This window comes from Maritalea myrionectae DSM 19524 (assembly GCF_000423365.1).
In the GTDB taxonomy this organism is placed as follows: domain Bacteria; phylum Pseudomonadota; class Alphaproteobacteria; order Rhizobiales; family Devosiaceae; genus Maritalea; species Maritalea myrionectae.
Genome location: NZ_AUHV01000006.1, coordinates 49,948 through 76,119, shown reverse-complemented (window position 1 = coordinate 76,119; position 26,172 = coordinate 49,948). Strand labels below are relative to the sequence as shown.

At 53.5% G+C, this 26,172-nt stretch carries 31 protein-coding genes and 1 tRNA gene; 21 read left to right on the top strand and 11 right to left on the bottom strand.

What is annotated here, in order from left to right:
• The 4 genes from phnE to phnF all read right to left on the bottom strand — a co-directional run bounded on the left by phnE (position 1) and on the right by phnF (position 3,729).
• Positions 1-969, bottom strand: coding sequence for a phosphonate ABC transporter, permease protein PhnE (phnE, locus tag G549_RS0117050; RefSeq protein WP_027836037.1), 969 nt, complete (start codon positions 967-969; stop codon positions 1-3).
• 71 nt (positions 970-1,040) lie between these two features.
• The gene (phnD, locus tag G549_RS0117045; RefSeq protein WP_036223399.1) at positions 1,041-1,946 is read right to left on the bottom strand and encodes a phosphonate ABC transporter substrate-binding protein; all 906 of its coding nucleotides are present in this window, start codon (positions 1,944-1,946) and stop codon (positions 1,041-1,043) included.
• A gap of 59 nt (positions 1,947-2,005) precedes the next feature.
• Positions 2,006-2,863 (bottom strand): phosphonate ABC transporter ATP-binding protein, encoded by an 858-nt coding sequence (gene phnC, locus G549_RS20875; RefSeq protein ID WP_051214065.1) that lies wholly within the window; start codon positions 2,861-2,863, stop codon positions 2,006-2,008.
• 131 nt (positions 2,864-2,994) lie between these two features.
• On the bottom strand, positions 2,995-3,729 hold the full coding sequence (gene phnF / locus G549_RS0117035; protein WP_051214088.1) for a phosphonate metabolism transcriptional regulator PhnF: 735 nt from the start codon (positions 3,727-3,729) through the stop codon (positions 2,995-2,997).
• 162 nt (positions 3,730-3,891) lie between these two features.
• On the opposite strand from phnF, the gene phnG reads away from it, so the two are divergent.
• The 14 genes from phnG to G549_RS0116965 all read left to right on the top strand — a co-directional run bounded on the left by phnG (position 3,892) and on the right by G549_RS0116965 (position 14,105).
• Positions 3,892-4,374 carry a phosphonate C-P lyase system protein PhnG gene (gene phnG / locus G549_RS0117030; RefSeq protein WP_027836034.1) on the top strand — a complete coding sequence of 161 codons (483 nt, stop codon included), beginning with the start codon at positions 3,892-3,894 and terminating at the stop codon, positions 4,372-4,374.
• Entirely contained in the window at positions 4,374-4,991 is a 618-nt protein-coding gene (gene phnH, locus G549_RS0117025; RefSeq protein WP_027836033.1) for a phosphonate C-P lyase system protein PhnH, read from the top strand. Before phnG ends, phnH begins: the two co-directional genes overlap by 1 nt.
• Positions 4,992-4,993: 2 nt before the next feature.
• Complete coding sequence (locus G549_RS0117020) at positions 4,994-6,121, top strand: carbon-phosphorus lyase complex subunit (RefSeq protein WP_027836032.1); 1,128 nt, start codon at positions 4,994-4,996, stop codon at positions 6,119-6,121.
• Entirely contained in the window at positions 6,118-7,020 is a 903-nt protein-coding gene (locus G549_RS0117015) for an alpha-D-ribose 1-methylphosphonate 5-phosphate C-P-lyase PhnJ (RefSeq protein WP_051214063.1), read from the top strand. Before G549_RS0117020 ends, G549_RS0117015 begins: the two co-directional genes overlap by 4 nt.
• Positions 7,017-7,808, top strand: a complete 792-nt coding sequence (gene phnK / locus G549_RS0117010; protein ID WP_027836030.1) for a phosphonate C-P lyase system protein PhnK — start codon at positions 7,017-7,019, stop codon at positions 7,806-7,808. Before G549_RS0117015 ends, phnK begins: the two co-directional genes overlap by 4 nt.
• 2 nt (positions 7,809-7,810) lie before the next feature.
• Positions 7,811-8,518: a phosphonate C-P lyase system protein PhnL gene (gene phnL, locus G549_RS0117005; protein WP_027836029.1), complete on the top strand. Its 708-nt coding sequence runs from the start codon at positions 7,811-7,813 to the stop codon at positions 8,516-8,518.
• A gap of 90 nt (positions 8,519-8,608) precedes the next feature.
• Positions 8,609-9,301: a DUF1045 domain-containing protein gene (locus tag G549_RS0117000; RefSeq protein WP_027836028.1), complete on the top strand. Its 693-nt coding sequence runs from the start codon at positions 8,609-8,611 to the stop codon at positions 9,299-9,301.
• Between the two features lie 17 nt (positions 9,302-9,318).
• Positions 9,319-10,458 carry an alpha-D-ribose 1-methylphosphonate 5-triphosphate diphosphatase gene (locus G549_RS0116995; RefSeq protein ID WP_027836027.1) on the top strand — a complete coding sequence of 380 codons (1,140 nt, stop codon included), beginning with the start codon at positions 9,319-9,321 and terminating at the stop codon, positions 10,456-10,458.
• A 10-nt stretch (positions 10,459-10,468) separates the two neighbouring features.
• Complete coding sequence (gene phnN / locus G549_RS0116990) at positions 10,469-11,029, top strand: phosphonate metabolism protein/1,5-bisphosphokinase (PRPP-forming) PhnN (protein ID WP_027836026.1); 561 nt, start codon at positions 10,469-10,471, stop codon at positions 11,027-11,029.
• Positions 11,030-11,037: 8 nt separating this feature from the next.
• Positions 11,038-11,652, top strand: a complete 615-nt coding sequence (locus G549_RS0116985) for a DapH/DapD/GlmU-related protein (protein WP_036223397.1) — start codon at positions 11,038-11,040, stop codon at positions 11,650-11,652.
• Between the two features lie 62 nt (positions 11,653-11,714).
• Complete coding sequence (locus tag G549_RS0116980; RefSeq protein ID WP_027836024.1) at positions 11,715-12,188, top strand: DUF1203 domain-containing protein; 474 nt, start codon at positions 11,715-11,717, stop codon at positions 12,186-12,188.
• 115 nt (positions 12,189-12,303) lie between these two features.
• Entirely contained in the window at positions 12,304-12,768 is a 465-nt protein-coding gene (locus G549_RS0116975) for a CAP domain-containing protein (RefSeq protein WP_027836023.1), read from the top strand.
• A complete protein-coding gene (locus G549_RS0116970) occupies positions 12,765-12,986 on the top strand; it encodes a sulfurtransferase TusA family protein (RefSeq protein ID WP_027836022.1) in 222 nt (73 codons plus the stop codon). Before G549_RS0116975 ends, G549_RS0116970 begins: the two co-directional genes overlap by 4 nt.
• 54 nt (positions 12,987-13,040) lie before the next feature.
• Positions 13,041-14,105, top strand: coding sequence for a bifunctional transcriptional activator/DNA repair enzyme AdaA (locus tag G549_RS0116965; protein ID WP_027836021.1), 1,065 nt, complete (start codon positions 13,041-13,043; stop codon positions 14,103-14,105).
• On the opposite strand, the gene G549_RS20870 is transcribed toward G549_RS0116965, so the two are convergent.
• Positions 14,097-15,182, bottom strand: a complete 1,086-nt coding sequence (locus tag G549_RS20870) for a D-alanyl-D-alanine carboxypeptidase family protein (protein WP_051214061.1) — start codon at positions 15,180-15,182, stop codon at positions 14,097-14,099. The genes G549_RS0116965 and G549_RS20870 overlap by 9 nt on opposite strands.
• Before the next feature lie 222 nt (positions 15,183-15,404).
• Here G549_RS20870 and G549_RS20865 point away from each other — a divergent pair, with 222 nt between their 5' ends.
• Positions 15,405-16,595: a serine hydrolase domain-containing protein gene (locus tag G549_RS20865; protein WP_051214059.1), complete on the top strand. Its 1,191-nt coding sequence runs from the start codon at positions 15,405-15,407 to the stop codon at positions 16,593-16,595.
• A 43-nt stretch (positions 16,596-16,638) separates the two neighbouring features.
• Here the strand turns inward: G549_RS20865 and G549_RS22070 are convergent, their stop codons facing one another.
• Together G549_RS22070 and G549_RS0116940 are read right to left on the bottom strand one after the other, a co-directional pair.
• Positions 16,639-18,732, bottom strand: a complete 2,094-nt coding sequence (locus G549_RS22070) for an OmpA family protein (protein WP_246778396.1) — start codon at positions 18,730-18,732, stop codon at positions 16,639-16,641.
• Positions 18,733-19,099: 367 nt separating this feature from the next.
• Positions 19,100-19,184: transfer RNA gene (locus G549_RS0116940), tRNA-Leu, on the bottom strand.
• A gap of 133 nt (positions 19,185-19,317) precedes the next feature.
• Here G549_RS0116940 and G549_RS0116935 point away from each other — a divergent pair.
• Positions 19,318-19,899 carry a YqaA family protein gene (locus G549_RS0116935; protein WP_027836019.1) on the top strand — a complete coding sequence of 194 codons (582 nt, stop codon included), beginning with the start codon at positions 19,318-19,320 and terminating at the stop codon, positions 19,897-19,899.
• Between the two features lie 11 nt (positions 19,900-19,910).
• Positions 19,911-20,414: a disulfide bond formation protein B gene (locus tag G549_RS20855; protein WP_051214057.1), complete on the top strand. Its 504-nt coding sequence runs from the start codon at positions 19,911-19,913 to the stop codon at positions 20,412-20,414.
• 36 nt (positions 20,415-20,450) lie between these two features.
• Here the strand turns inward: G549_RS20855 and G549_RS0116925 are convergent, their stop codons facing one another.
• The 3 genes from G549_RS0116925 to G549_RS0116915 all read right to left on the bottom strand — a co-directional run bounded on the left by G549_RS0116925 (position 20,451) and on the right by G549_RS0116915 (position 22,455).
• Positions 20,451-21,008, bottom strand: a complete 558-nt coding sequence (locus G549_RS0116925; RefSeq protein ID WP_027836018.1) for an HNH endonuclease — start codon at positions 21,006-21,008, stop codon at positions 20,451-20,453.
• 122 nt (positions 21,009-21,130) lie between these two features.
• Positions 21,131-21,811, bottom strand: coding sequence for an alpha/beta hydrolase (locus G549_RS0116920; protein ID WP_027836017.1), 681 nt, complete (start codon positions 21,809-21,811; stop codon positions 21,131-21,133).
• Positions 21,808-22,455, bottom strand: a complete 648-nt coding sequence (locus tag G549_RS0116915) for a DNA-3-methyladenine glycosylase family protein (RefSeq protein WP_027836016.1) — start codon at positions 22,453-22,455, stop codon at positions 21,808-21,810. The genes G549_RS0116920 and G549_RS0116915 overlap by 4 nt, the downstream gene beginning before the upstream one ends.
• A 49-nt stretch (positions 22,456-22,504) precedes the next feature.
• Between G549_RS0116915 and gluQRS the strand changes: the two genes are divergently transcribed.
• Positions 22,505-23,362 (top strand): tRNA glutamyl-Q(34) synthetase GluQRS, encoded by an 858-nt coding sequence (gene gluQRS, locus G549_RS0116910; protein WP_027836015.1) that lies wholly within the window; start codon positions 22,505-22,507, stop codon positions 23,360-23,362.
• Between the two features lie 9 nt (positions 23,363-23,371).
• Here the strand turns inward: gluQRS and G549_RS21570 are convergent, their stop codons facing one another.
• Positions 23,372-24,358, bottom strand: a complete 987-nt coding sequence (locus G549_RS21570; protein ID WP_051214055.1) for an NAD-dependent epimerase/dehydratase family protein — start codon at positions 24,356-24,358, stop codon at positions 23,372-23,374.
• 90 nt (positions 24,359-24,448) lie between these two features.
• Between G549_RS21570 and G549_RS0116900 the strand changes: the two genes are divergently transcribed.
• Genes G549_RS0116900 through G549_RS0116890 form a run of 3 tightly spaced genes read left to right on the top strand, consistent with a single transcriptional unit; the run spans position 24,449 to position 26,152 of the window.
• Positions 24,449-25,357 (top strand): LysR family transcriptional regulator, encoded by a 909-nt coding sequence (locus G549_RS0116900; RefSeq protein ID WP_027836014.1) that lies wholly within the window; start codon positions 24,449-24,451, stop codon positions 25,355-25,357.
• A 15-nt stretch (positions 25,358-25,372) separates the two neighbouring features.
• Complete coding sequence (locus G549_RS0116895; RefSeq protein WP_027836013.1) at positions 25,373-25,567, top strand: twin transmembrane helix small protein; 195 nt, start codon at positions 25,373-25,375, stop codon at positions 25,565-25,567.
• A 9-nt stretch (positions 25,568-25,576) separates the two neighbouring features.
• The gene (locus G549_RS0116890; protein WP_027836012.1) at positions 25,577-26,152 is read left to right on the top strand and encodes a cob(I)yrinic acid a,c-diamide adenosyltransferase; all 576 of its coding nucleotides are present in this window, start codon (positions 25,577-25,579) and stop codon (positions 26,150-26,152) included.
• Positions 26,153-26,172: the final 20 nt, after the last annotated feature.

Sequence of the window (26,172 nt, the reverse complement as noted above, 5' to 3'; positions counted from 1 at the left end):
CTATGCGCCGAACTGGAACGCTTGATCGCCCACCATCTTGCGGCGCAGCCAGCCCGACAGCTGATCCACGGCGACGATGGTGACAAACAGCAAAAGAATAATGGCGTATGTTTTCGCCGCATGATCGCGCGACAAAGACAGGCGAAACACTTCGCCAATACCGCCGCCGCCCACCGCACCAATGATGGTGGAGGCACGCACATTGATCTCAGCGCGCAGCAAGGCATAGGACGTGAAGTTGGGCAGCACTTGCGGCACAATGGCAAAGCGCACCCGCTCAACCCAACTGGCGCCCGCGGCCCGCAAACCCTCATCCGGTTTCATGTCGGCATTTTCCACCACTTCGAAAAACAGCTTGCCCAACGCGCCGATCGTGTGGATCGACACCGCGGCAATCGCTGCAATTGGACCCAGCGACAAGATCGCAGCCAACAAGCCTGCAATCACAATTTCGGGGAAGGCGCGCAGCAGCTCCATGATGCGGCGCACCACAAAGCGCACCGCTTTGGAACCCACCAGATTGGAGGCTGCGAAAAAGCAGAGCACAAAGGCAATGCCGCCGCCCAACAGCGTGGACACAAAAGCAATATTGAGGGTGACCAGCATTTCATAAAAATATTCAGGCAGATAAAAATCGCCGAACAGATAATGCCGCCCCTCTTCATAATCATATTTCAACGAACCATCGGCATAGGGCGACGGCAAATCAAACAGGGCCCGGAAAATCTCCAAAGGATCGTCCGGCAAGAAATTCAAAACAAAATCGAAAAAATACGGGATGCGATCAATAAATTTGCCCGAGTTCGAGGCATTGGCAAACCACAAGGCCGCCACAAGAATGGCCCCGAGAATACCGATGGTGAGAAAGCTATAAAGCTTTTTGGTTCGCGCCAGCTCTTGATAATGTTGATGCACCTTTTTGGTGGCATCAGAAAGTTTTGGCGGTGAAGATTGGCTAACAGCACCCATCAAATCGCGCTCCACATAGATATGCAAAAGGACCGGTCAACATGACCGGTCCTTTCAACGAGGTTTTAGAATTAGCCGCCAATTTTGGCTTTACGGGCGTCAACGATTGTTTCGTAGAATGAGTGATCTACTTCCACGAAACCGTTATATGTGCCGCCTTGGATGGCAGAAAAACAATCAGGATTTGTTTCTGGCAAGCTCAACATGAAGTCTTTGAACTTGGCACGTACATCTTCCTCCAGATCGGCACGCACAACAATTGGACCATTCGGGATCAAAGGCGAACGCCAGATCTCTTTCACGTCTTCCATGTCGAGAAGGCCTTTATCCACCATCTTGCGGATATTGCCCGAAGTGTAGCCATCCAAATATTCACCAACGCCTGATGACCAGGTCACACCGCCGTCAATTTTGCCGTCCAGCACCGCCAACACATTGTTTTCGTGCCCGCCATTGAAGGAGGTTTCTGAGAAATATTCATCAACGGGCATGCCCAATTCTTTAGGCAAGGCAACGGAGGGGACCAAGAAGCCTGAAGTTGAATCTGGGTCAGCATAACCAAGATGCTTGCCCTTCATATCGTCCAAAGATTCAATGCCGCTATCTGAGCGGGCCAACATGATGGAGTGATAGCCCGTTGCACCATCAACTTGTTCGGTGGTCAAAATCGGATCTACAGCCTCTGGGTCTTGCAGATAAACAGCTGCATAGCCAGACGCACCCAGCTCGGCATAATCAAGCGTGCCGCCCAAAAGGCCCTGGATTACACCGTCATAGTCTGCAGCTGGGAACAATTGAACATTGTTCACGCCAATGGCTTCAGGCAATAGATCGATCAAGCATTGGTTGTTGCGCAAACGGTCGGCTTCGTTTTCGCCGCCCAAAATACCAACGCGGAATGTATCAAGCGCCATGGCGGTTGAGGACATGGCCACAACAGCTACAGCAGACAAAAGGCCAGTACGGATCGCATTCATGGGGATTCTCCTAAAATTATGCGGTTTACCGTTGAAATTCATTGCTGCGCCTCAGCGCATCAATTCAGCGTCACGTGCGCCTCGTCGGCATCACGATAGGGCCCGCGGCGTTTTTGCGCGGGTGTCTCATTGTCGTCTTCAAGAGAAGTCGAGGTCATGCTTTCAGAGAAGGCATCTTTCAGCCCTTCGGCACCATAAATGCGGCGCGCCACCTCAGTGGTCAGCGCTTCAGGCGGGCCATCAAACACCACCTCACCATGGGCCATGCCGATGATCCGCTCGCAATAATTGCGGGCCGTATCCAGTGTGTGCAGATTGGTGATCACGGTGATGCCGTCATCTTCATTGATCGCCTTCAAACTATCCATCACCACTTTCGCGTTGCGCGGATCAAGCGATGCAATCGGCTCATCGGCCAAAATCATTTTTGGCTGCTGCATCAGGGCGCGGGCAATGGCCACGCGCTGCTGCTGACCGCCGGACAAAGTGCCCGCGCGCTGCAACGCGGTTTGCGCAATGCTCAACCGTTCCAGCGCTTCAAGCGCTTCAAGCTGCTCTTCTTCGGTGAAACTTTTGATGAGGGAAGAAAATGTGTTGCGCCGGTTCAAACGCCCCAACATCACATTGGTCAAAACATCTAGGCGCGGCACCAGATTGAACTGCTGAAAGATCATGGCGCAATCACGTTGCCAATTGCGCAAGTCAGCGCCTTTCAGGCTGGAGACTTTGGTGCCATCAAACTCGATGGCCCCGTCGCTGGTGGCAATCAATTGGTTGATCATGCGCAGCAGGGTGGATTTGCCCGCCCCGGATTGACCGATCACCCCCACCATTTCGCCTGAGGCGATGGAGAGGTTGACATTTTTCACCGCCAATTTGTCTCCAAATCGACGATTAATATTTTGCAGCTTCAACATGTAAAGATGTGCCCCTATTCGAATTCGGGCCCATCTCTATTGCTGCTGCTTTACATAAAAATGTCGGTTAGATGTCAGATTTGTGAAAGTCGCTATTCATAGACAAATATAGGTCGCCAAACGCGCTGCGCCTAGCTTTCGATCTCCAACTGCACCGTCTCGCCCCGAAAGCGGGAACGGGTATATTGCAGTTTTTCCCCTGAATCTGACACATTCACGCTGGTGATCTGCATCAGCGGATACCCCACCTCCACCTGCAACAGGCGCGCATCATCTGCCGTAGCGGCAATGGCGGTCACCCAGCTCTTGTCGCGCTTGTAATTTTCATAGCCCGCCCGGGCCAATGCTTTTGAGATCGACCCCAACTCGGCATAGTGCGGCACCAGATCAGGCAGCAAATCTTTACGAAACCAGATGGTGGCCACGGTGATCGGCACCCCGTCGGCCACCCGCAAGGTCTCGATGCGCAGCACCGAATCGCCCGCCACTATGTCGAGATGCTTGGCCACGTCCTCAGTTGCCGCTTCCTCTGCTGAAGAGATCAACCGCCCACCCGGCTGGCGCTTCTGGGCGCTGATAATTTCAGAAAAGCGCGTGCGCGATGAAATCGGATAGGTGATGGGCGCATCTGCCACAAAGGTGCCGCGGCCACGCGTCGCGGTGAGAAACCCGTTCTCCGTGAGCGCCGCAATGGCGCGCCGCACCGTATGGCGATTCACTTCATAATCATTTGCCAATTCGACTTCTGTCGGCAATTGCGTGCCCGGCTTGTAGGTACCCGCCACAATTTCATGCTGCAATCGCTCGGCGATTTGCCGCCAGAGGGACACGCCCTGCCCCCGCTCAATCTTGCTCAAACTCCACACTCCCAAGCCTTTGATGCCGTCATATGACTGCAACAATTTCGCACTTTAATAAACCATACAAACAAAAGTATACAAATATATACAAATAATATAGACAAACTTTTTGAAATGCTTTAGGACAGCACCCGTTCTGATCGTTCAAAAACTGAAAAGAGCCAATCTATGACCGCGCCTTCCTCCCCTGACACACAAGCTGAAAATGCTGAGGTGATTGCCCGCCAGCGCGTGATGCGCGTTTTGGCGCAAGCGCCCGACCAACAACTTGAAGATCTGTATGAGCAATTTGCTGACAAGCCAGACTGGACATTCGCCCGCAAGCCTGAAACAGGCCTCGTGATGACGCGCGGGCGGATCGGCGGCGGCGGGGCACCGTTTAATCTGGGCGAAATAACTGTGACCCGCGCCGCCATTCAATTGGAAAGTGGTGAAGTTGGCCACGCCTATTGCCAAGGCCGCAACCAACGCAAAGCCGCCATTGCAGCTTTCTTCGATGCCGCCTGGTTGAGCGAAGCGCACAAGCAAAGCGTTGAAGCCAACATCATCGCACCGCTGGAGCAAGAGCAAGTCACGGCCAAAAAAGACAAACTGAAAAAAGCAGCGGCCACCAAGGTCGACTTTTTCACCATGGTGCGGGGAGACGGATAATGACAATGCCACAACGAACCATTGCACAAGGCTTCACCGACCTCACCCATCAAAGCCAGCAGAGCTTTAAATCCATTATGGATGCCATGGCGCAGCCAGGCAAAATCTATGATGCGCCACATAAAGTGGACAATGCGGGCGCCCTCAATCCGGTCGCTACTATGGTTGCCTTGACCCTTTGTGATGCGGAGACGTTGATCTATCTCGATGAGGCACTCAATTCGGCCGAGACAAGGCAATTCCTGGCATTCCACACCGGCGCGGCCACAACAAGTGACCCGCAAAAAGCGCAGTTTGCCTTTCTGAGCAGTGCGGAAGCCCTAGAAGGCGACCACGCTTTCAATATGGGCAATCATGAATATCCTGACCAATCCACCACGGTCATTATCGCCGTGAACGATCTGGCCAATCACGCAGGCGCCACGCTTTCCGGACCCGGCATTGAAACCAGCCGCGCCTTCGCTTCATCTAGTTTGAGCGAAAAATTCTGGCAGCAGGCTGAAGCCAACAATGCGGAATATCCCTTGGGCATCGACCATATTTTCGTGACCGAAACGCAACTGGCTGCCCTGCCCCGCTCCACCAAAATCAATCTTGACCCGGCGCAAGGAGAATAGACATGTATGTTGCTGTAAAGGGTGGCGAAAAAGCCATCAAAAACGCCCACACATTGTTTGCTGCCAAACGTCGTGGCAATGAAAATGTGCCCGGCCTGCGCCTCGATCAGATCACCGAGCAATTGTCATTCGCCGTGGATCGCGTGATGGGCGAAGGCTCGCTTTATGACCCGGAATTGGCGGCCATGGCCATTCGGCAGGCACAGGGTGATTTGATCGAAGCGATCTTCTTGATCCGCGCCTACCGCACCACCCTGCCGCGCTTTGGTTATGCGGAACCCATTGAAACCGGCAAGATGGCCATCGAGCGCCGCATCTCGGCGACCTTTAAAGATTTGCCCGGTGGCCAAGTGCTTGGGCCAACTTTTGACTATTCCCACCGCCTGATCAATTTCGATTTCGACGCGGAAGCGGCACCGGAAACACCCCCTTCAAGTGACGAAGACATTGATCTGAATGCGGAAGTGCCGCGCGTTTCGGACATTTTGGGCAAGTCCGGCATGATTGAGCCAGACCATCGATTTGACGAAGGCCATGAAACAGGCGACTTGACCCGCACCCCGATCGACTTTCCAACTGATCGCGATGTGCGGCTGCAAAATCTGGCCCGCGGTGACGAAGGCTTTTTGCTGGCGCTGGGCTACTCAACCCAGCGCGGCTATGCCCGCTCGCACCCTTTCGCCGGCGAAATTCGCTTTGGCGAAGTCGAGGTGGAGTTCTTTGCGGAAGAGCTTGGCTTTGCCGTGCCCATTGGCACCATGGAAGTGACCGAGTGTCAAATGATCAACCAGTTTAAAGGCAGCGCCAAAGCGCCACCGGCCTTCACCCGCGGCTACGGTTTGGTGTTCGGGCAAGCGGAACGCAAAGCTATGTCGATGGCGCTGGTGGATCGTTCGCTCCGCTGGAAAGAGCTGGGCGAAGAATTTTCCGCCCCGGCACAAGATCAGGAATTTGTGCTGTCACACTCCGACAATATTCAGGCCACAGGCTTTGTGGAGCATTTGAAGCTGCCGCACTATGTGGATTTCCAAGCCGAATTGGACCTGATCCGCACCATGCGCAAGGAATTTGACGCGCAGCAAAATGAAAATGGCGACGATGATGCGCCAAAAATGGAGGCAGCCCAATGAGCCTTGATCAATTGACCAATGCGGCCCCGGCCTACAATTTTGCCTATCTCGATGAGCAAACCAAACGCATGATTCGCCGCGCGATCCTGAAAGGCATCGCCGTGCCGGGCTATCAGGTGCCGTTCGCCGCACGTGAAATGCCCATGCCTTATGGCTGGGGCACCGGTGGCGTGCAGGTCACTGCCTCCGTTTTGGGCGAAAGCGACATTCTCAAAGTGATCGACCAAGGCGCAGACGACACAACAAATGCCGTGTCTATCCGCAATTTCTTCGCGAAAACCGCGAATGTGGAACTGACCACCCACACCAAAGAGGCCACGGTGATTCAAACCCGGCACCGCATTCCGGAAGAAGAGCTGCAAGCGCATCAAACATTGGTCTATCAGGTGCCGATTCCCGAGCCGCTGCGCTTTTTGGAACCACGGGAAACCGAGACCCGCAAAATGCACGCGTTGAGCGAATATGGCCTGATCCATGTGAAGCTCTATGAAGATATCGCCACCCATGGCCACATCGCCACCACTTACGCTTATCCGGTGATGGTGGAGGGCCGCTATGTAATGGACCCCTCGCCGACCCCAAAATTCGACAACCCGAAAATGCACAAATCCAAGGCATTGCAATTGTTCGGGGCAGGCCGGGAAAAGCGGATCTATGCCCTGCCGCCCTACACCGATGTGGTGAGCCTCGATTTTGAAGATCACCCCTTCACCATTCAGGAATGGCCCGACACAAAATGCGCCATGTGCGGCGCTGAAGGCGTCTATTTCGACGAGGTGATTTTGGATGATGCGGGCAACAATATGTTTGTGTGCTCAGACAGTGACTATTGCGAAACCCGCCAGAGCGAAGGTCATCTTGGCCCGCTAAATGCCGACTATAAGGAGCGCATGCAATGAGCCTTGATCAAGACTTGCCTTTGTTGAGCGTGAAAAATCTATCCCATTTCTACGGCCAGCAACTGGGCTGCAAGAATGTCAATTTCGATCTCTATCCCGGCGAAGTGCTGGCCATTGTGGGCGAAAGCGGGTCGGGCAAAACCACTCTACTCAATTGCCTCTCCACCCAGATCATTCCTACAGATGGCGCAGTCTATTATCGCAATCGCAAGGGGCAGTCGGACAATCTCTATGAGATGAACGAAGCCCAGCAGCGCATTTTACTGCGCACCGATTGGGGCTTTGTGCGCCAGCATCCGCGCGATGGGTTGCGCATGAATGTCTCCGCCGGTGCCAATGTGGGCGAGCGCCTGATGGCGCTGGGTGATCGCCACTATGGCAAGATCCGCGACACCGCCCTCGACTGGCTGGAGAAAGTGGAAATTCAGGCAGATCGCATCGATGACGCGCCCCGCACCTTTTCTGGCGGCATGCAGCAGCGATTGCAAATTGCCCGCAATCTGGTGACCAATCCACGCCTTGTGTTTATGGACGAACCAACCGGCGGCCTCGACGTGTCTGTGCAAGCGCGGCTTCTCGATTTGATTCGCCGTTTGGTCTCGGAACTTGGCCTTTCCATCATTATCGTGACGCACGATCTGGCTGTCGCACGTTTGTTGTCTGACCGGATTATGGTGATGAAAGACGGCGAGGTGATTGAGCAAGGTCTAACCGACCAGGTTCTTGATGATCCACACCAAGCCTATACCCAACTTTTGGTGTCATCCATTCTGCATGTGGGGAGCTAATCATGACACAGCCAATTTTGAGCGTTCAAAGCCTGACCAAATCCTTCGTGATGCATTTGCAAAATGGTTTGCAATTGCCCGTGATGGACGGGGCAGGATTTGAAGTCTTCGCTGGCGAATGCGTGGTGCTTGGCGGCCCCTCCGGCGCGGGCAAATCCACCTTGTTGAAAATGATCTATGGCAACTATGCAGCTGATGCCGGTGAAATCATCATCGCTCATGGCGACCAGCACACCGATTTGGTCCAAGCCTCTCCCCGGGAGATTTTGCGCCTACGCCAATCCACCATCGGCTATGTGAGCCAGTTCCTCTCCGCCATCCCCCGCGTGTCCGCCCTCGATCTGGTGGCGCAAGTCGCACGGCAATGGGGCCACAGCGAAGAGGTGGCCCAAGAAAAGGCCGCAAAAATGCTTGGCCAATTGAATATTCCCGAGCATTTGTGGGGCCTGCCCCCCGCCACCTTCTCTGGCGGCGAGCAACAACGGGTGAACATTGCGCGCGGCTTTATGGGCGAACATAAATTGCTGCTGCTCGACGAGCCAACGGCTTCGCTTGATGCAGCCAACCGACAAGTTGTGCTGTCTTTGATTGAGGAACGCAACGCCAACGGCACCGCCATGCTGGGCATTTTTCACGACGCTGACACCCGCGACAAGGTGGCGGATCGTGTGATTGATGTCACCAAATTTGCGGTACAACAGGCAGCTTAATTTGATCGAATAAATGACTGTCAAATTGCTGACATTTAAATAGACTATGTGAAGGCGCGAGTTCACGCCTTCCAATTCTTAAGGTCCCTCATGTCTGAGCGTTATGCGATATATTATGCGCCAGCCACAAATGACTCTTTGTGGCAAAAAGCCAGCCAATGGCTGGGGCGCGACTGCCACCAAAATTGCGAACTGGCGCAACCTTCCATTGAAGGCATCACGCCGGTGGACCAATATGAGTTCACTGCCTCGCCACGGCGTTATGGATTTCATGCCACCATCAAGGCACCATTTCATTTGGCGGAGAATACGAATATCGATTCTCTGCGGCGCGACCTGAAAGCCTTTGCAGATGCGCAAAAGCCCGTCGAAATTGGCAGCTTAAAAGTGCATCAGATCGGCAGATTTGTCGCCATCGTGCCCGCGCATCAAAGTGAGGACGTGACCGAACTCGCCCGAAAAGTGGTGCACCACTTTGATCACTATCGCGCGCCGCTGAGCCAAGAAAAACGGCAAGAACGCATCGCCGCTGGCCTCAATGACCGTCAAATCGAACTGCTCGACCAATGGGGCTACCCCTATGTGAGCGAGCAATTCAAAATGCATTTGACCCTGACAGGGCAAGTGGATGAGTTGGCCGGAAAATTGTTCTTCGAGGCGGCGCAACAATGGTTTACGGCCGAGTTGGAACGCACCTACACCTTCAACAATTTGGCGCTTTATCATGAACCTGAAAAGGGCGCGCCTTTTGTCCGATTAGAAGATTATCCCCTAAGGGGCTGAACGAAAGCTGAGATGAAATGACCGAAAATCTAAGCATTAAAAATGCAAAGCTGATCCTTGCCGACAGCGAAATGACAGGCGCCCTGAACGTGAAAGACGGCATGATCGCCGACATGGCGAACAGCGGGGAGTCGGGTCTCGACTTCGATGGCGACTATCTCGTGCCTGGCCTGGTAGAGCTGCACACCGACCATCTTGAAAGCCACTACCGTCCGCGCCCCGGTGTCTTTTGGGACCCCATGGCCGCGTTGCACGCCCACGATGCGCAAGTCACCTCATCTGGCATCACCACGGTGTTTGACGCGGTGCGGATCGGCTCCGACACCGATATGAAAAATATGGGCGAGCATGTGGACGTCTTGGTGGGCGCCATCACCAAAGCCAAAGCTGAAAAACGCCTTCGCTCAGATCATTTGATCCATTTGCGCTGCGAATTGTCCAGCCATGATGCCTTGGAGCAGTTCGAGCAATATTGCCAGAATGAGTTGGTGAAACTGGCCTCGCTAATGGACCACACACCCGGCCAGCGGCAATTTATGCAGCTGGAACAATATTACCTTTATTACCAAGGCAAAACTGGCATGAATGATGCGGAGATGGAAAAATTCATCGCCGCGCGGATCGCCGAGCACGAGCAATATTCCGCACCAAACCGTCAGGCTATCGTGAAACGTGGTCATGAAATCGGTCTGACCCTCGCCAGCCACGATGACGCGACAATCGATCATGTTGCTGAGGCGCAGGCAGATGGTGTCGGCATTGCCGAATTCCCCACCACCATCGAAGCGGCGAAAGCGTCGCGCGACGCCAATATCGCCATTTTGATGGGCGCGCCAAACGTGGTGCGCGGCAAATCTCATTCTGGCAATATTTCCGCCACATCATTGGCCAGCGAAGGCCTGCTCGACGTGCTCAGCTCCGACTATGTGCCCTTCTCACTGATGCAGGGGGCTTTCAAGCTGGCCAAAAATGTAGAGCAAATCAGCCTGCCCGACGCCATCGCCAAAGTCTCGCTCAATCCAGCGAGAGCGGCAGGGCTTGATGATCGAGGCGAACTGGCTGTGGGCAAAAAGGCAGACTTTGCGCGGGTGCATTTACCCGAAGACGGTGTGCCGATCGTACGCGCCGTTTGGCGCGATGGCGAACGCGTGATCTAGGGAACACACTATGTCGGACGCCTATAAGGGCATTTTGATCTTTGTTGTTGGGCCGTCGGGTGCGGGCAAGGACAGTTTGATGGCGGGCGCGGCAAGTGCGCTCAGCCAAGAACCCAATATCAGCTTTGTACGTCGCCTGATCACGCGGGAGGCCATGGCCGAACTGGAAGATCATGGCACGATCAGCGAAACCCAATATGAAGAGATGGTGCAGCAGGGCGACTTTGCCTTGCATTGGCGCGCCCATGGGCTTGGCTATATCATCCCGAAAACCATTGAAGATGACCTGCGCGCGGGCAAAACCCTGATCTGCAACACATCGCGCAACCAACTGCCCATCGCCCACCAAAAATATCCCATCCACGTGATCAACATCACCGCACCTGTGGAACTGCGCGCGGAGCGATTGGCTGGGCGTGGCCGGGAAAACAAAGAAGAAATTGAGCAGCGTTTGAACCGCAAGGTGGATGCGCTCGATCCGGCGCTACCCCAAACCACAATTAGCAACGATCAGTCGCTCGTGGTCGGGGTTGAAAAGCTTGTTCACCTCATCCGCGCCGTTCAAAAATAGGTACCGCAATGGCAAAGCAATTATCCCAAGCCCCAACCATCGGCCCCAACACCGAAACCCAAGGCAGCGATTTAGGCGTTTGGACCGAGTTGGGACACGACACCATTTTTGTCGACTCGCGCTTGGGTGACTATTCCTATGCCATGCAGCGTTGCCAGATCATTTGGACCAAGATCGGCAAGTTCTGCTCCATCGCCAGCGATGTCCGGATCAACCCGGGCAACCACCCGACCTGGCGCGCCAGCCAACATCATTTTTCATATCGTGCAGCCGCCTTTGGCTTGGGCGACGATGACACCGAGTTCTTTTCCTGGCGAAAAGAGCATGAGGTGACCATTGGACACGATGTATGGATCGGCCATGGCGCGACGATTTTGGCCGGCGTTTCGATTGGCACTGGCGCAGTGATCGGCGCCGGAGCAGTCGTATCAAAAGATGTGCCGCCCTATCACATTGTCGGCGGAGTGCCTGCCAAAACGATCAAAGAGCGGTTCACACCCAAAATCGCCGAACAGATGCAAGACTTGGCCTGGTGGGATTGGCCGCGGGAGAAGCTGAAAGACAGCTTAAAAGATATGCGCAGCTTGCCCGCCGAAGCCTTTTTAGAAAAATATGCCGCCTAGGTGAAATTCGGGTCGCCGAAGGTGTGTGCCTAAGCCATTTTACTCCCAAAAAGGAGCTTTACATGGCGATCAAATTTACACCCATCCCCACCACAACAGCGGAAAGCTGGCGCAATGGCGGCACAGATGCCCATGGGCAAAAGCCCGAGCGTCGCATCTCAGATGGCCGCGCACCCTGCCGCCATTGCCTCAAAAATGTGCCGGAGGGCGACACCGTTCTGCTCGGCGCCTACAAACCCTTTGACACAGTCGGCGCCTTCACCGAAACCGGCCCCATCTTCATATGCGAAAAACCGTGCAAGCGCTTCCAGGGCGGCACAAACGAGGTGCCACCAGTGATTGCCCAACGTGATCAGTTTCTAATCCGCGGCTATTCGGCAGACGAGAAAATCGACTATCGCACCGGACAAATCGCAAAGGTGAGTGATCTTGTCAGCCAAGCCGAGAAAATATTTGCGCTTGAAGACGTGAACTTTATCCATGTGCGATCGGCGGCCTATAGCTGCTTTACCACCCGCATTGATCGCGCACGCTGATCTCATTTCCGCCGCACTTTTCAGGCACATTTTCACGCAGCCGGCAAAGCTTTGCTGGCTGTTTTTTATGGTCTCTGCTAAGAGCCTTTTTTGATAAGCGTCGTTGGGAGTTTTTATGCGTAAATTATTGCTTGGATTGATGTTGATCGTGCCGTTGGCCGCCTGCACCACCATGACCAGCCAATTGCCTGCAGCACTGACCGCACGCATGGATACCAACAACCCGCAATTGGATCGGCAGGCCGCCCTGAACCTGATCAACCAATACCGCACATCCCAGGGCCTCAACATGTTGACCCTTGATTCAGGCCTGCAAGTGAAAGCGCAAGACGCAACGCTCGAATATGCCCAAAATGGCAACAGTCAGGCCGCCACTAAACCCCTAAACGTGCCCGGCGAAACCGCAAGCCTCACCAGTGCTGGCTACGCCACATTTGCCGACACGTTCTCTGGTTGGCGCAACAGCACCAAAGATTCAAAAGTTTTGCTGAACCCCTTCGCCTCAAAAGCCGCAATCGCTGTGCATTATGACGCCAATTCAACTTACGGCACCTATTGGGTGCTCGGCCTTGCCAAATGAGCGGGTTGACCGTGGATACGCGCGGGCTGAACTGCCCGCTGCCGGTAATCAAGGCTGAAAAGGCGCTGGCCAACGTAACAAAAGGGCAATCCATTTGCCTGTTGGCCACCGATCCGCTGGCGGAGATCGACATCCCCAACATGTGCAACAAGCAGGGGTTTGAGCTGGTGTCCCATGAAAACGAAAATGGCGTGATCCGCTTCGTCATCCAAAAATAATTAAACGCCCGAATTGAGACAGACAGGTCGATTTTTATCGCCTAAATTGGGCACATGTTATTTCAATTACCCAATGATGATCAGCTTTATCAGGCCCTCTTAAACCGCGACCCGGCGTTTGACGGACGTGTTTTTGTCGGCGTTGCCTCCACCCGCATTTTTTGCCGCCTCACCTGTCCGGCGCGAAAGCCAAAACGGGAAAACTGCACCTTTTTCGAAACCGCCAGCGAGGCGCTCGAAATGGGTTATCGCGCCTGCAAAAAATGCCACCCAACCACCAGCGAAGCCGATGGCAACAAAGCCATTCGCAGCCTTGTGTCGGCATTGGAGGAACGCCCCGATCATTTCTGGCAGGAACGCGATATTGTCAAGTTTGGCTTAGATCCATCCACCGTGCGCCGCGCATTCAAACGGCAGTTTGGCATCACCTTTTTGGAAATGGCGCGCCTTCGTCGATTACGCAAAAGCTTCACCACCTTGCAGGCAGGCGGCAAAATGATCGATGCGCAGCTCGATGCAGGCTTCTCATCGGCCAGCGCCTTTCGCACGGCCTTTGCCAAACATATTGGCCTTAAACCAAGTGATTTCTGCGCCGATGCCCCGCTAAAGGCCGATTGGTTTGACACGCCCTTGGGCACCATGGTGGCGGTAGCCGACGCGACCCATTTGCATTTGCTGGAATTTCATGACCGCAAAGCCCTGCCCACAGAACTCGGCAAATTGTTTAAAACCGCCAAAGGTCAAATGGGGTTTGGCACCACCCCGGCATTGGAAATCACAAAAGCGCAATTGGCGGAATTTTTCACCGGTGATCGGCCACAATTTGATTTAAAACTCGCATTGCACGGCACCGCGTTCACCAACCAGGTCTGGCGCGAATTACAGGACATCCCCGTAGGCGAAACCACAAGCTATGGCGCCTTGGCAAAAAAGATCGGCCAACCCAATGCTGCACGTGCCGTGGCCCGGGCCAATGGTGCCAACCAAATCGCAATCATCATTCCGTGCCATCGCGTCATCGGCGCAGATGGCCAGCTCACCGGCTATGGTGGCGGCTTGTGGCGCAAGCAAAAGCTGATTGATCTCGAATTGAAGTATAATAGAGCGCGCTTAGCGTAAAATGATCGGCCGTGGGCGCGGCAAAGCCACTTGCTCCGGCACAAAAGCATAGGCCGGGCGCGGACGCGGCAGTTCAACATCCACCAGTTTACCCAGCGTGTTTATCCGCACTTCACGCCGCACCAAATCATCGTTCAAATAGCTGATCTGCCCTTCAAGTCCGAACGGAAATTCAGCCTTACGAGACGCCAAATAGGTTTTGGCTTCCGCCCCGCACACCTGCGGCCGCATGTCGACCGGCGCAATCGCCAAATTTGGAATTTGCGTCACGCTTTTGCGCGTGCCGCCATAACGCCCCTGAAAGCCGCGCTCCAAAAGCAACGCGGCCAACTCTCCGCGTTCACGCGCGGTGACGCCACCAAACACCACGGCCATAAGCTCGCGGCCATTGCGCCGTGCGGTCGCAACAATATTCAACCCAGAGGCACAAACGAATCCTGTTTTCATGCCGGTGGTGCCACGAAATTTTTCCAACAAGATATTGTAGGATTCTAACGTCGATTTGCCGAACTTGACCGCGCGAGTTTCGAAAATCTCATCATATTGCGGATAGCGCGACCGGATCACAAACGCCAGGATCGCAATGTCTCGCGCGGACGTGACCTGGTTGGGGTCGTGCAACCCGTTGGGATTGGCAAAGCGCGTGGCCGTAAGACCCAAATTCGCAGCGTGACTGTTCATCAACCGCACAAATTCAGGTTCAGTTCCCGCAACAGTCTCCCCAATAGCGATGGCCACATCATTGGCAGACTTCACCAGCATCAAATAAAGCGCGTCTTCCAACGTCACGGCCGTGCCCACCGGAAAGCCCATTTTGCTCGGCGGCGCTTTCAATGCATTTTCGGACATCACAACCGGCGTCTCAAGCGTAAGACGCCCCGCGTCCACCGCTTCAAACGCGGCATAGGCGGTCATCAATTTGGTCAAAGAGGCCGGATGCCAAGGGCGTCCCGCATCCTTTTCAAACAATACCTCGCCTGTGCGCATGTCGATCAGGAGCTGCGGCAACGCAATCCCCGGCCCAGCGCTCAACAAAAACGTCAAGACGAGCAAAATGACACGACAAAATGAACGCATGAAAACCCCGACATCAAATTTACGGCTTAAGTTCTACCCTCACGGGGCGCTGCTGGCAATCACTGGCCCAATATTGCGGCAAATTTTTGCCCTGGTCTAAAGTTTTGTCCGGTCGGGGTGCGCTCAAATGGCACGCCGAATATCGCCCTGAACAACACGACGCCTCTTGAACCTGAGGATGCCGCGCACTAGCCTAAATAGGCGAAGAAAAGTGAGCTCAACATGCTTCATCACACCCACTCAAAACCGATTATCGCCCTAACCCTTTTGACCCTTTTGACGCAAGGTTTTTTCATGTCGGCCCAAGCCCAAGAGACGAACCGCCAAGACATAGACGCCAAAATTCAAACGCTGATCGACCAACAGCTGCCGCGCATTGCACAAGAAGCCAGCCAATTTGGCAATTCGGGTGTGGTGATGCAGGACGGCAAAATCATTGCCCAAGGGGTTTTCGGGTCACGACAAAAGGACCGCGACAACCCCGTCGCCTCAAACGATAAATGGCATTTGGGGTCGATCACCAAATCAATGACCGCCACCGCGATCGGCCGTCTCGTGGACCAAGGAAAACTGTCCTTTGATGATACAATAGGCGATCTTTGGCCCAAAAAGGCAGATCAAATTGATCCCGCTTGGCGGCAAGTCACCATTGCCCAATTGCTGCGGCATCTCAGTGGTGCCAAAGCCAATTTCGGCCTTGGCGTGCTCTTTAACCGCACGTTTGAAAATCAGGCCGCGCTTGATCAGGCACGGGACGAGGCAGTGCTGAAAATTATGGCAAAAGCGCCCACCCACCAACCGGGCACGACATTTGAATATTCCAATATCGGCTATACCATCGCGGGCGTTCTCGCCGCGAAGGTCGCTCAAATGCCATGGGAGAGATTGATCGAACAAGAGGTTTTCGAACCGCTGGGTTTGGACAGCGCCGGCTTTGGCGCACCCAAAGGGGACAACCCCTGGGGCCATGCCAAGAAATGGATGTTGTTGACCACAGCCATTGATCCAGAAAAACCAGAGTCTGACAATTCAGCGATCATGGGACCAGCTGGCATTGCGCATATGAGCCTGCAAGATTTGGCAAGCTATGGGCAGATGCACCTCGCTGCCGAACGCGGCGAAAGCGATTACCTTTCCGCCGAAACCGCCAAATGGCTACACACGGCACCACCGCAAGTCAGTGATGATCACCCGCTCTATGCCGCGGGATGGATTTGGTTGAGCTATCGTGATGATGGTGGCTTGAGCCTGTTTCACAATGGCTCCAACACCATGTGGTATGCCTTTTTGGTCAATGATCCAAAAACCAACGCCTCAATCGCATTTGCCACAAATGTTGGCAACAATGAGCCGTCTGGACGCGGCTTCAGCGAACTCACACGGGAAGTGCTGAACTTGCTTGACCAGCAATAGAACAAAAAAAGCCCCGCACCGAAGTGCGGGGCTCTCTTGGAATTTAGCGTCGTGCAACTGGTGAAATAAGAGGTGTAATCCGCTTAATTGTCACCCGTCTGTTTCGCCGATCAGCCTGTTGCGTACGGATCTTGAGATAGCGTTCGCCATATCCTTGTGTCGCCAAGTTCTCAGGCGGCACACCAAAGGCTCGGCTTAAGATCACCGCAACCGTTTCCGCACGTCGATCAGACAGCGCCAGATTATAAATCTCGCCGCCAACAGCATCTGTGTGACCCTCAATAAGGAAGGTCTCAGCTGGGTTTTCTTCCAACATGTCAAGCATAGCGTTGGCCACATTGGTCAGGCTGGCCACTTGATCGGTTGGGATCGTGGCTTTGTTGGTCTCAAAGGTGAGGCCACCAATCTCGAGGCGACGCACCATATCGCGAACCCGCGCAGAACGCTTCACCTCATTCACAGAATAGAGGCGCTGCACACGCTCAACGGGCGGCTGGTCTAGAAACTGTACCAGTTCATCCTCATTGGCATTGTCGGCATCCAGCACATATTCTGAAACTGGGATGTCCAAACGCAAGGGACCAAGATCCAAGGCAGGATCGCGCCACTCCAACAAGTCCTGTTCATAGGCTTCGTCGACATAAACCAAAACCTGTTCCTCACCATCAGCGGTAAAGCGTGATCGGCGGATAATGTCGCCATTGCGGTTATAAATGGTCACAATTTCAGTACCGTTTGCGCGCAGAATGGTTTCGCGGATGCGGCCATTGCTCAAACGCTCAACATAGGTTTCGTCCGCTTCCTGCTCCAGACGTGAATTGTCCTGATTTTCAACGATCACTTGATTGTTGAATTGGAAAACAACTCTGAAGTCGGTGGTGCTTTGCTCCATCACTTCAGCATCTTCGGGCGCACCACGCGTGACAGCGCTTTCGTCAGTGGCGGCAAGGCGCTCACCTTCTTCTGCGGTAATTGAGGTGACGTCCCTCTGCGTTGTCGCTTCTTGAGCCTCGGCATCATTTTCTGGTGGTGCTGTATCGGCAGTGTCTTCTGCTTTTACGTCTTCTTTCACCTCAGTTTCACTGGAAGCGCTCGCCTCAGTATCCGCTGCCACCTCGGCTTCACCTTCAACCGGGGTTGAAGTTTCTTCCTTAGCACTGTCGAGCACCGGCGCGACATCTTCCGGACCTGTCTCAGCTTCTGCATTTTGAGCTGGTTCAAGCGACTCCGTGGCTTCATCAACAGGCTGGTCTATGCTTCCTGCATCCATTTCAGATGTTGAGGCTTCTGCTTCAACCTGACCTTCAGTTGTGGCCTCAGCTTCTGGAGCTTCGAGTACCCCTTCGCTTTCTTGGGTTGCCTCAAATTTCAACGGCGCCAAATCGTTCGCTATGCGCATGTCAGGCGCAATATACTGATCAAGGCACGCCTCTAGCTCTGGCACACCCAGACTTGCGCACACCTCAACAAGATACTCGCGCGCCATCATCGCCGTATCGGCCGCAGCTTCAACATCGCCACCTTCGGCCTGAACCTGATCAAAGGCAAACCGGGCAGACACATATTCTTCATATGCTGCAATCAATTCGACCGGCGCTTCTTGGTTTGAAGTTTCCTGGCTCGCAGTTTCTTCAGTGGCTGTTTCCTGGGTAACTGTCTCTTCGCTTGCAGGTTCTTGTTGAACTTCTGCTGCTGGCGTGTCCAACACACCCTCACCTTCAAGTGGTTCCGCAGCCGCTTCAACTGCGGCCTCAGTTTCAACTTCAAGGACGCTCGAAGACTCTGCCGCCTCAGGCTCTAGAGGTTCAATATCATTGGCGACACGCATTTCTGGTGCGATATATTGATCGAGGCAGGCCGACAAATCCGGCATTTCAAGACTGACACAAATGTCCAAAAGGCTTTCGCGGGCTTCAAGCACAGTTTCAGCTTCAACCTCAGCCTGCCGGAACGACAATATGGCCTCTGCATATTGCTCGTAAGCCACAACAACATCAGCTGGCGTGGCTTGGCTTGCATCCTGTGGCGCTGTTTGCTCTTGCGGCGCTTCCTGACTGGCTTCCTCTTGGGCTATCGCCTGCAGGGGCGCTAAACTGAGCACCGCCAGCATCGTGTTTTTTATAAGCGCATTGCGCATGGGCATATTCCTTATTGTTCTGAGAAATCAAACGATTATATGCTCGACCGCAGGCACTAACCTGTCCCGCTGTTCATGTTTTTTTGCATATGTTTTGATATGCACACGTTAAACAAGAAATGCGTGAGTTGAGTTTCGGTTCCATTTTCGCCAACACATTGTTTTGCGTAGGGCACCCAATTTCATCAGCGCTATAGAGCATATATCGTTGCCAAATCGGACAATAAGGGATCGGCGATGAACCTCACATGAAGGGAGGCAACAGATTTGCGAAGGGCCAAATTTCAAACAGCACAATTAAGGCTGCGACAATGGCCACAGACATTTCGGTCACTAGATTTTTTGGGAAGATCATCAAGAAAATATTTGGTGCGGGTGGAGGGAATCGAACCCCCACTCCCGAAGGAACGGGATTTTGAATCCCGCGCGTCTACCAGTTCCGCCACACCCGCACTAAGGTGATGGAGATGCGAAATATCGTAAAGTTTCGCCCCCGTCAATCACTGATTGACACTAATTTGAAACTGTTTACATCTAAACCCTCATTTTACCCGGGTTTGCGGGATAAATTTTTGGGAAATGCTTGTGATTAGAAAACTTTATGACTGGGTTTTGGCGCTGGGCGCGTCAAAGGATGCCCCCAAAGCGCTGGGCGCCATCTCGTTTGCAGAAAGCTCATTCTTTCCGATTCCGCCAGACATTATGTTGATCCCCATGGTGCTTTCCAAACGCGAAAGCGCTTGGCGTTTTGCCCTTATTTGCACCATTACATCGGTTGTTGGCGGCTTGTTCGGCTATTTGATTGGGGCCTTTTTGCTGGAAGCTGTGGCCCAACCCATCCTCGAGTTTTATGGCTATTGGCACAAATTTGAACAATTCCAGGAGGCCTTTAATGAATGGGGCTTGCTGATCGTTTTTGTGTTCGGGCTCACCCCCTTCCCTTACAAGGTGATCACCATCGCCTCTGGGGCCACTGGCCTTAATCTGCCCATATTTATCCTGTCATCCATAGTGGCGCGCGGCCTGCGCTTTTTCATCGTCGCTGGGCTTCTCTACTTCTTTGGTCCACCGATTAAGGAATTCATTGAGAAGCGCTTGGGGCTGATGTTCTTTTTAGGCTGCGCCCTGCTGGTAGGCGGCTTCGTGGCCGTGAAGTTTATGTTTTGATGGGGGACGAGATGAACTTTGATAATTTGAGCGTGAAGAGCCTGACCATTATTGGCTTTGGTCTTTCGGTGTTGACCATCCTCAGCGTCTATTTCTTCCAATATGTGATGAATTATCAGCCGTGCGAATTGTGCTATGCGCAACGCAACCCCTATTATATCGCCATTCCCATTTTGCTGCTGGCCCTGATCTTTTGGAGCAAATTGTCCAAAATCATGGTGACCACTTTGGTCTCCGCCATGTTGCTGATCTTTTTGTGGAGCACCTATCAAGCCGGATATCATGCTGGGGTAGAATGGGGCTTTTGGCCCGGGCCCAACACCTGTAGTGGCATGGGCGACGGCATTAGCCTCGATCAGTTGAGCAATATTGACGGATCGCGCGTGGTGCCCTGCGATCGCGCCAGCGTGCGCTTTTTCGGCCTCAGCTTTGCCGGCATGAACACGATCGTTTCATTGGTGATTGCTGCCATCTTTGCGCTGGCAACCAAAAAGAGCGTGCAAAAAATCGCTTAAACGCGACAGCCACAGCACGGAGCAAAGGGGCCGATATTACGGCTCCAGCTCAATATCCCAATAAAGATAATCCATCCAACTTTCATGCAAATGGTTGGGTGGAAATTTGCGGCCATTGGCCTGCAAATCATAGGTCGAGGGCCGATAGGGCATTTGCGTTGGCCACATATTGATGTCTTTCGGCATCTTGTTGGCTTTGCGCAAATTGCAAGGCGAACAGGCCGTGACCACATTTTCCCACGTGGTGCGCCCGCCGCGCGACCGCGGGATCAAATGATCAAAGGTCAAATCATCTCGGGAGTGGCAATATTGGCATTCAAAATGGTCACGCAAAAACACGTTAAAGCGCGTGAACGCCGGGTTTCCCGTGGGCTTCACATAGGATTTGAGGCTAACCACGCTGGGCAATTGCATCTCAAAGCTGGGGCTTTTGACCACCCGATCATATTCAGAAACAATGTTAACCCGCTCAAGGCACACGGCCTTAATCGCGTCCTGCCACGACCACAAGGATAGTGGATAATAACTCAGGGGCCGATAATCAGCATTGAGTACCAGCGCCGGAAGAGATTCGGGTGACACATGCAAGGTCACGCCTTCCTCCTTAAAATGGAATCACTCAGTTAACTTGTATTAACTATTGTAGGCTGAACATGTCAGTTATGTGAAGCGTTTGTTCCATTTTTGCAAAATCGGCGCTGGCGCGTCACAGCCAATTAGGCGCCCTTGCCCAAGTGCTGGCTTAAGAAAGCTGCCGCAAACTCAAGCCCGTCCATTGAAATCCCATGGCCCGTGCCAGGACATTGCTTGAGACGCACATCAAGACCTTGCGCTTCCAGCGCCGCAGCGGCATCAATGCTGCCCGCCAGCGGCACCACCTCGTCCATTTCCCCATGCACCAAGCAAACAGGGGGCTTCGATTTAATGACTTCACCAGCCTGGTCGAGATCGATCATTTTGCCGGAGAACCCTAAAATACCTGCCAACGGTGTTTCAAACCGCAACCCGGTATAAAGCGCCATCATCGCCCCTTGGGAAAAGCCGCCCAGCAGTACATCACCCAGCTCCAAGCCCGCCTCTTCCGTGCGCGCCAATACAAAATCGCGAATGGCCGGATAGGCGCTTTCCGCACCGCCCCGATAATCGGTGTTCTTATTCCCGATCCGCTCCACCGCCAAAGGAAACCATTCATAGCCCATGGGGTTCATGCCGCACTGATGCGGTGCATTGGGCGAGAAGAACCCCACATGCGGAAAATCTTTAGTCCAATATTGGCCCAATCCGATCAAGTCTTGCCCATCCGATCCATAGCCATGCAGCAAAATCACAAGTTTTTTCGCCTTTTCGCCATTCGAGGGCGCAAGGGTCGGGCCGTTCAATTGGTGGGAAGAACTCATAAAACAATTCCTTCTTTATCTTTCAGCACGGCAAAATAGCGCCACATCAATCGTGAGGCTGCGCCGCGATAGGGCGACCAGATTTCGGTCAGCGCCCGCGTTTCTTTTTCTTTTGGCACATCTTCCAGCCCGTTTATATGCCCCACCATTTTTTGCAAGGCCAGATCGCCCGCGGGGAAAATATCTGGATGCCCCAAACAAAACAGCAAATAGATTTCTGCCGTCCATGGCCCAATGCCTTTAAGCTGGGTGAGTTGGTCAATGGCTTCGTCCGGGGGCAAATGCACCAACTGGTCGAATTGTAATGCACCCGACTGCTCTGCCTCGGCCACACCACAAAGGGTGCGGAACTTGCTGGCGGATAAGCCCGCCCCGCGCACCACTTCCTCCGGATGGGCCAAAAACTCGGCAGCACACACATTATCCATCAGCCCAGCGAACCGTCCCCAAATGGCAGACGCCGCCGCGACGGACACTTGTTGCCCCACCACAATTTTGGCCATTCCTTCAAACCCATCCGCCGACTCGCGCAATGGTACCTCTTCGCACTGGGCAATCACCGGCTCCAACCGAGGGTCACATTGCGCCAGCCCCTTTAAATGCGCGTCCAAAACTTCTCGGCTTTTCAATCGTTCTTTATGCATGGCATGGGTCCGTGCTAGACAAAGATATTGTTCAACACAGCTTTGCTCTATGACAACAAAAACACAACCCGTATTGCGCTTCGCGCCCAGCCCGAATGGGCATTTGCATTTGGGCCATGCTTTCTCTGCGCTGCTGACCAACCGGATCGCCCATCAATTGGGGGGCCGCACATTGCTGCGCATTGAAGATATTGATCAGGCGCGCTGCACCCCAGAACTGCTGCAACAAATGCTGGATGATTTGGACTGGATTGGTTTTGAACATGACGGCGAAGCCACAAGGCAATCGGACAATTTTGACCGCTACCGCACCGCCGCCGAAACACTGAAGCAACGCGGGTTGCTCTATCCATGCTTTTGCAGCCGCAAGCAAATTCGGGAAAACGCCGACGCACGTACCGACCCGGATGGCGCGCCGATCTATCCCGGCACCTGCAGGCAATTATCGGCGGATGAGATCAGCGACAAGCTGGCAAAAAACATGCCCCATAGCTACCGGTTGAATATGCAAAAAGCACTGGCGCAAACCGGCACGCCCATCTGGATGGAAATGGAAACCGACCTCAAAACCATCCATACGATCAATGCCGACCCTTTGGCATGGGGCGATGTGATTTTGGTGCGCAAGGATACACCCACATCTTATCATCTCAGCGTTGTGCTGGACGATGCTGTTCAACACATCAGCCATGTGACGCGTGGTAAAGACCTCTATTTCGCAACGGCTATTCACCGTGTGTTGCAAATAGTCTTGGATTTGCCTGAGCCGCTTTATCACCATCATGATTTGATTCGCGACGAAGCGGCGGAAAAATTGTCAAAATCAAAAAAGGCGCAAAGCCTGAAAGAGCTGCGCCAGCAAGGCTGGAGCGCACAACAAGTGCGCGCCGCCATTGGAATGGATTGAGGCCACGTGTTAGGCCGCCAACTTGATCTTAAGTTTGGCCAACTCACTCTCCGGCAAAAGACTATAAGTGGTTTCGGCCACAGCCCGCTCAAACGGCGTGCCGAAATTTGGCCCTAAAATTTCGTCGAGTTTCGGGTCCACCAACTGATGAGGCTCCTGCCACAAATAACGCATCTTCACGATCTCGCGCATCATTGGATTGAACAAGGCCATGGTGTTGAACACCCACCACGGCAGTTGCACCACTTTAAAGCTGGTGGGCAGCGCTGCCTGAATGGTGGCGATCAATTGATCACCCGTCACCCGATAGCCGGCGAAATGGAAATTCTCATAGGCGCCAAGCTGGTCGCGATGCCCCGCAATCTTCTCAAACACCCGCCCCAAATCTGGCAAATAGGCCCAACTGTGCAAGGTTTTGCCATCGCAAATGCGGGTGATTTTGCCTTTGTTAAACTCACGCCCAATCGCCAAATCAAACCAACTGCCTGTCGCATCCGGCCCAAAGAAATCACTGGCGCGAATGATCAGCACTTGAAAATTATGCGCGCGACCAGCGTCGACCATTTCCTGCTCCATCTGCACCCGAATTTCGCCTTTGTCCGTGGCCGGACGCTGCGGCAAGTCTGGCGTCAGCTTGTGATCTTTGGCGCCATAATTATAGATATTGCCTGCAAACAGGAGTGTTTTGCCACTGCCCTTCATCGCCTCAAGCACCACGCGATTGAGTTGCACAGCACCTTTCTCATCATCAGCCCACTTATCGTAAGGCAGGTTGAGCGCATGCACGACCACATCGGCGCCTTCCACAGCACGCTGCATATCTTTTAGATTGAAGGCGTCGCCTTCGACAAATTCAAATCCTTGAAATGGCGCCCGATTGGCGCGACCAAACCCTTTCACCTGCCATCCCGCATCGATAAAGGCTTTGGCGGCGAACTGGCCAATCCGGCCATTAATGCCCAAAATTGCGACTGTTTGATTGCTGTTGTCTGTCATGATCTTGATCCCTTCATTGCTGATGGACCTAAGATGGTATATTCATATTCAAATGAAAATTGACTGAAACTGCATTTGAGATATTCAAATATGAATACCCATACAATCGAACCGGATTGGTTTTTGTGGCGATCTTTTCTCGCCGTGATGGAAGAAGGTTCGCTTTCCGCCGCGGCGCGAAAGCTGGGCGCGTCGCAACCCACCATTGGCCGCCATATTGAAGAATTGGAAACCAACCTCAATGTGGTTTTGTTCGACCGTACGGGACGCGGCTTAAACCCCACCCAACTCGCGCATCAAATGGTCAACACTGTGCGCAGCGCCAAATCATCACTCGCCGAAGCGCAGCTCATGGCCAGCGGCAGCACCCAATTGCTGGATGGCACGGTGCGCATCACCGCCTCGCAAATATTATCCCATCACATCTTGCCCGGCATTTTGAAAAAGGCGCGCCAAACCTATCCGACAATTCAATTGGAAATGGTGCCCTCCGATTCAGCAGAAAATCTTTTGTTGCGCGAGGCCGATATCGCCATCCGCATGTTTCGCCCCAGCCAGTTGGATGTGGTGGCGAAAAAGATTGGCATGGTGCCGCTATGCGCCTGCGCCCACCAATCCTATCTCGATCACCATGGCACCCCCACCACGCCGGACGAATTGTTTGGCCATGAATTGCTGGGGCTCGATCGGCAGGAAGACATCATCAAAGTGGCCCGCATGATCGGCTTTGATCTAAAGCGGGAAGATTTTGCCATCCGCACCGACAGCCAGACTGCCATCTGGCAAATGGCCATGCAAGGATTGGGCATTTCATTCGCCCAGGCCAGCTTGATTGATTCGACCCCGGGCATGGTGCGTTTGGTGCCTCAGCTCAAAATTCCGCCCATGGAAATGTGGCTCGCCGCCCACAAGGATGTGCACCGCGCAAAGCGCATCCGCGTCATTTATGACCTATTGGCGGAGGCACTTATCCCCTATACTGACGCCCAAATCAGTTAAAGAAAAAGTTGTCTTATGGATCAAGCACTCAACTATCTCATTTTCGCGGCCATCGCCGTGGTCGCCCTCATTCTTGGCGCTGGCCTGATTAATATGTTCCGCGGCGGCAACCCGAATCTCAGCCAAAAGCTGATGCGCGCGCGGGTGATTGCCCAAGCCGTAGCGCTGCTGCTTTTGTTTATCGCCGCGTTCTTCTTTGCACCCAAATAGGAGGCAGACATGGTCAAGCTCAACAAGATTTACACCAAAACTGGCGATGATGGCACGACTGGACTTGTGGTTGGCCCCCGCCGCCCAAAATATGATCTGCGCGTCGCCGCCTATGGCACCGTGGATGAGGCCAACTCAACCCTTGGGCTGGTGCGGCTAAACTGCAAGGATCATGAAAAAATTGATGCCGTATTGCTGCGCGTTCAAAATGATTTATTCGATTTGGGCTCCGATCTGGCCACACCGGATACGGGGGAGGATCTCGGCTTTGAGCCGCTGCGCATTATTGAAAGCCAGACCATTTGGCTTGAAGAAACAATTGACGAGTTCAATGAACATCTGGAGCCCATCAAAAGCTTCACGCTGCCTGGCGGGTCGGCTTTGGCAGCACATTTGCATTTGGCCCGCACTGTGGTGCGCCGTGCCGAGCGCGACGCCACCGAGCTAAAAGCACAAGAAGCTGATGTGAACGCGCAGGCGATTAAATATCTCAATCGGCTCTCAGATTTATTATTTGTGTTGTCGCGCATCGCCAATGATAATGGCAAATCTGATATTTTGTGGACACCGGGAAAGCACCGCTAATCCACGCCAAAAAAAAAGCG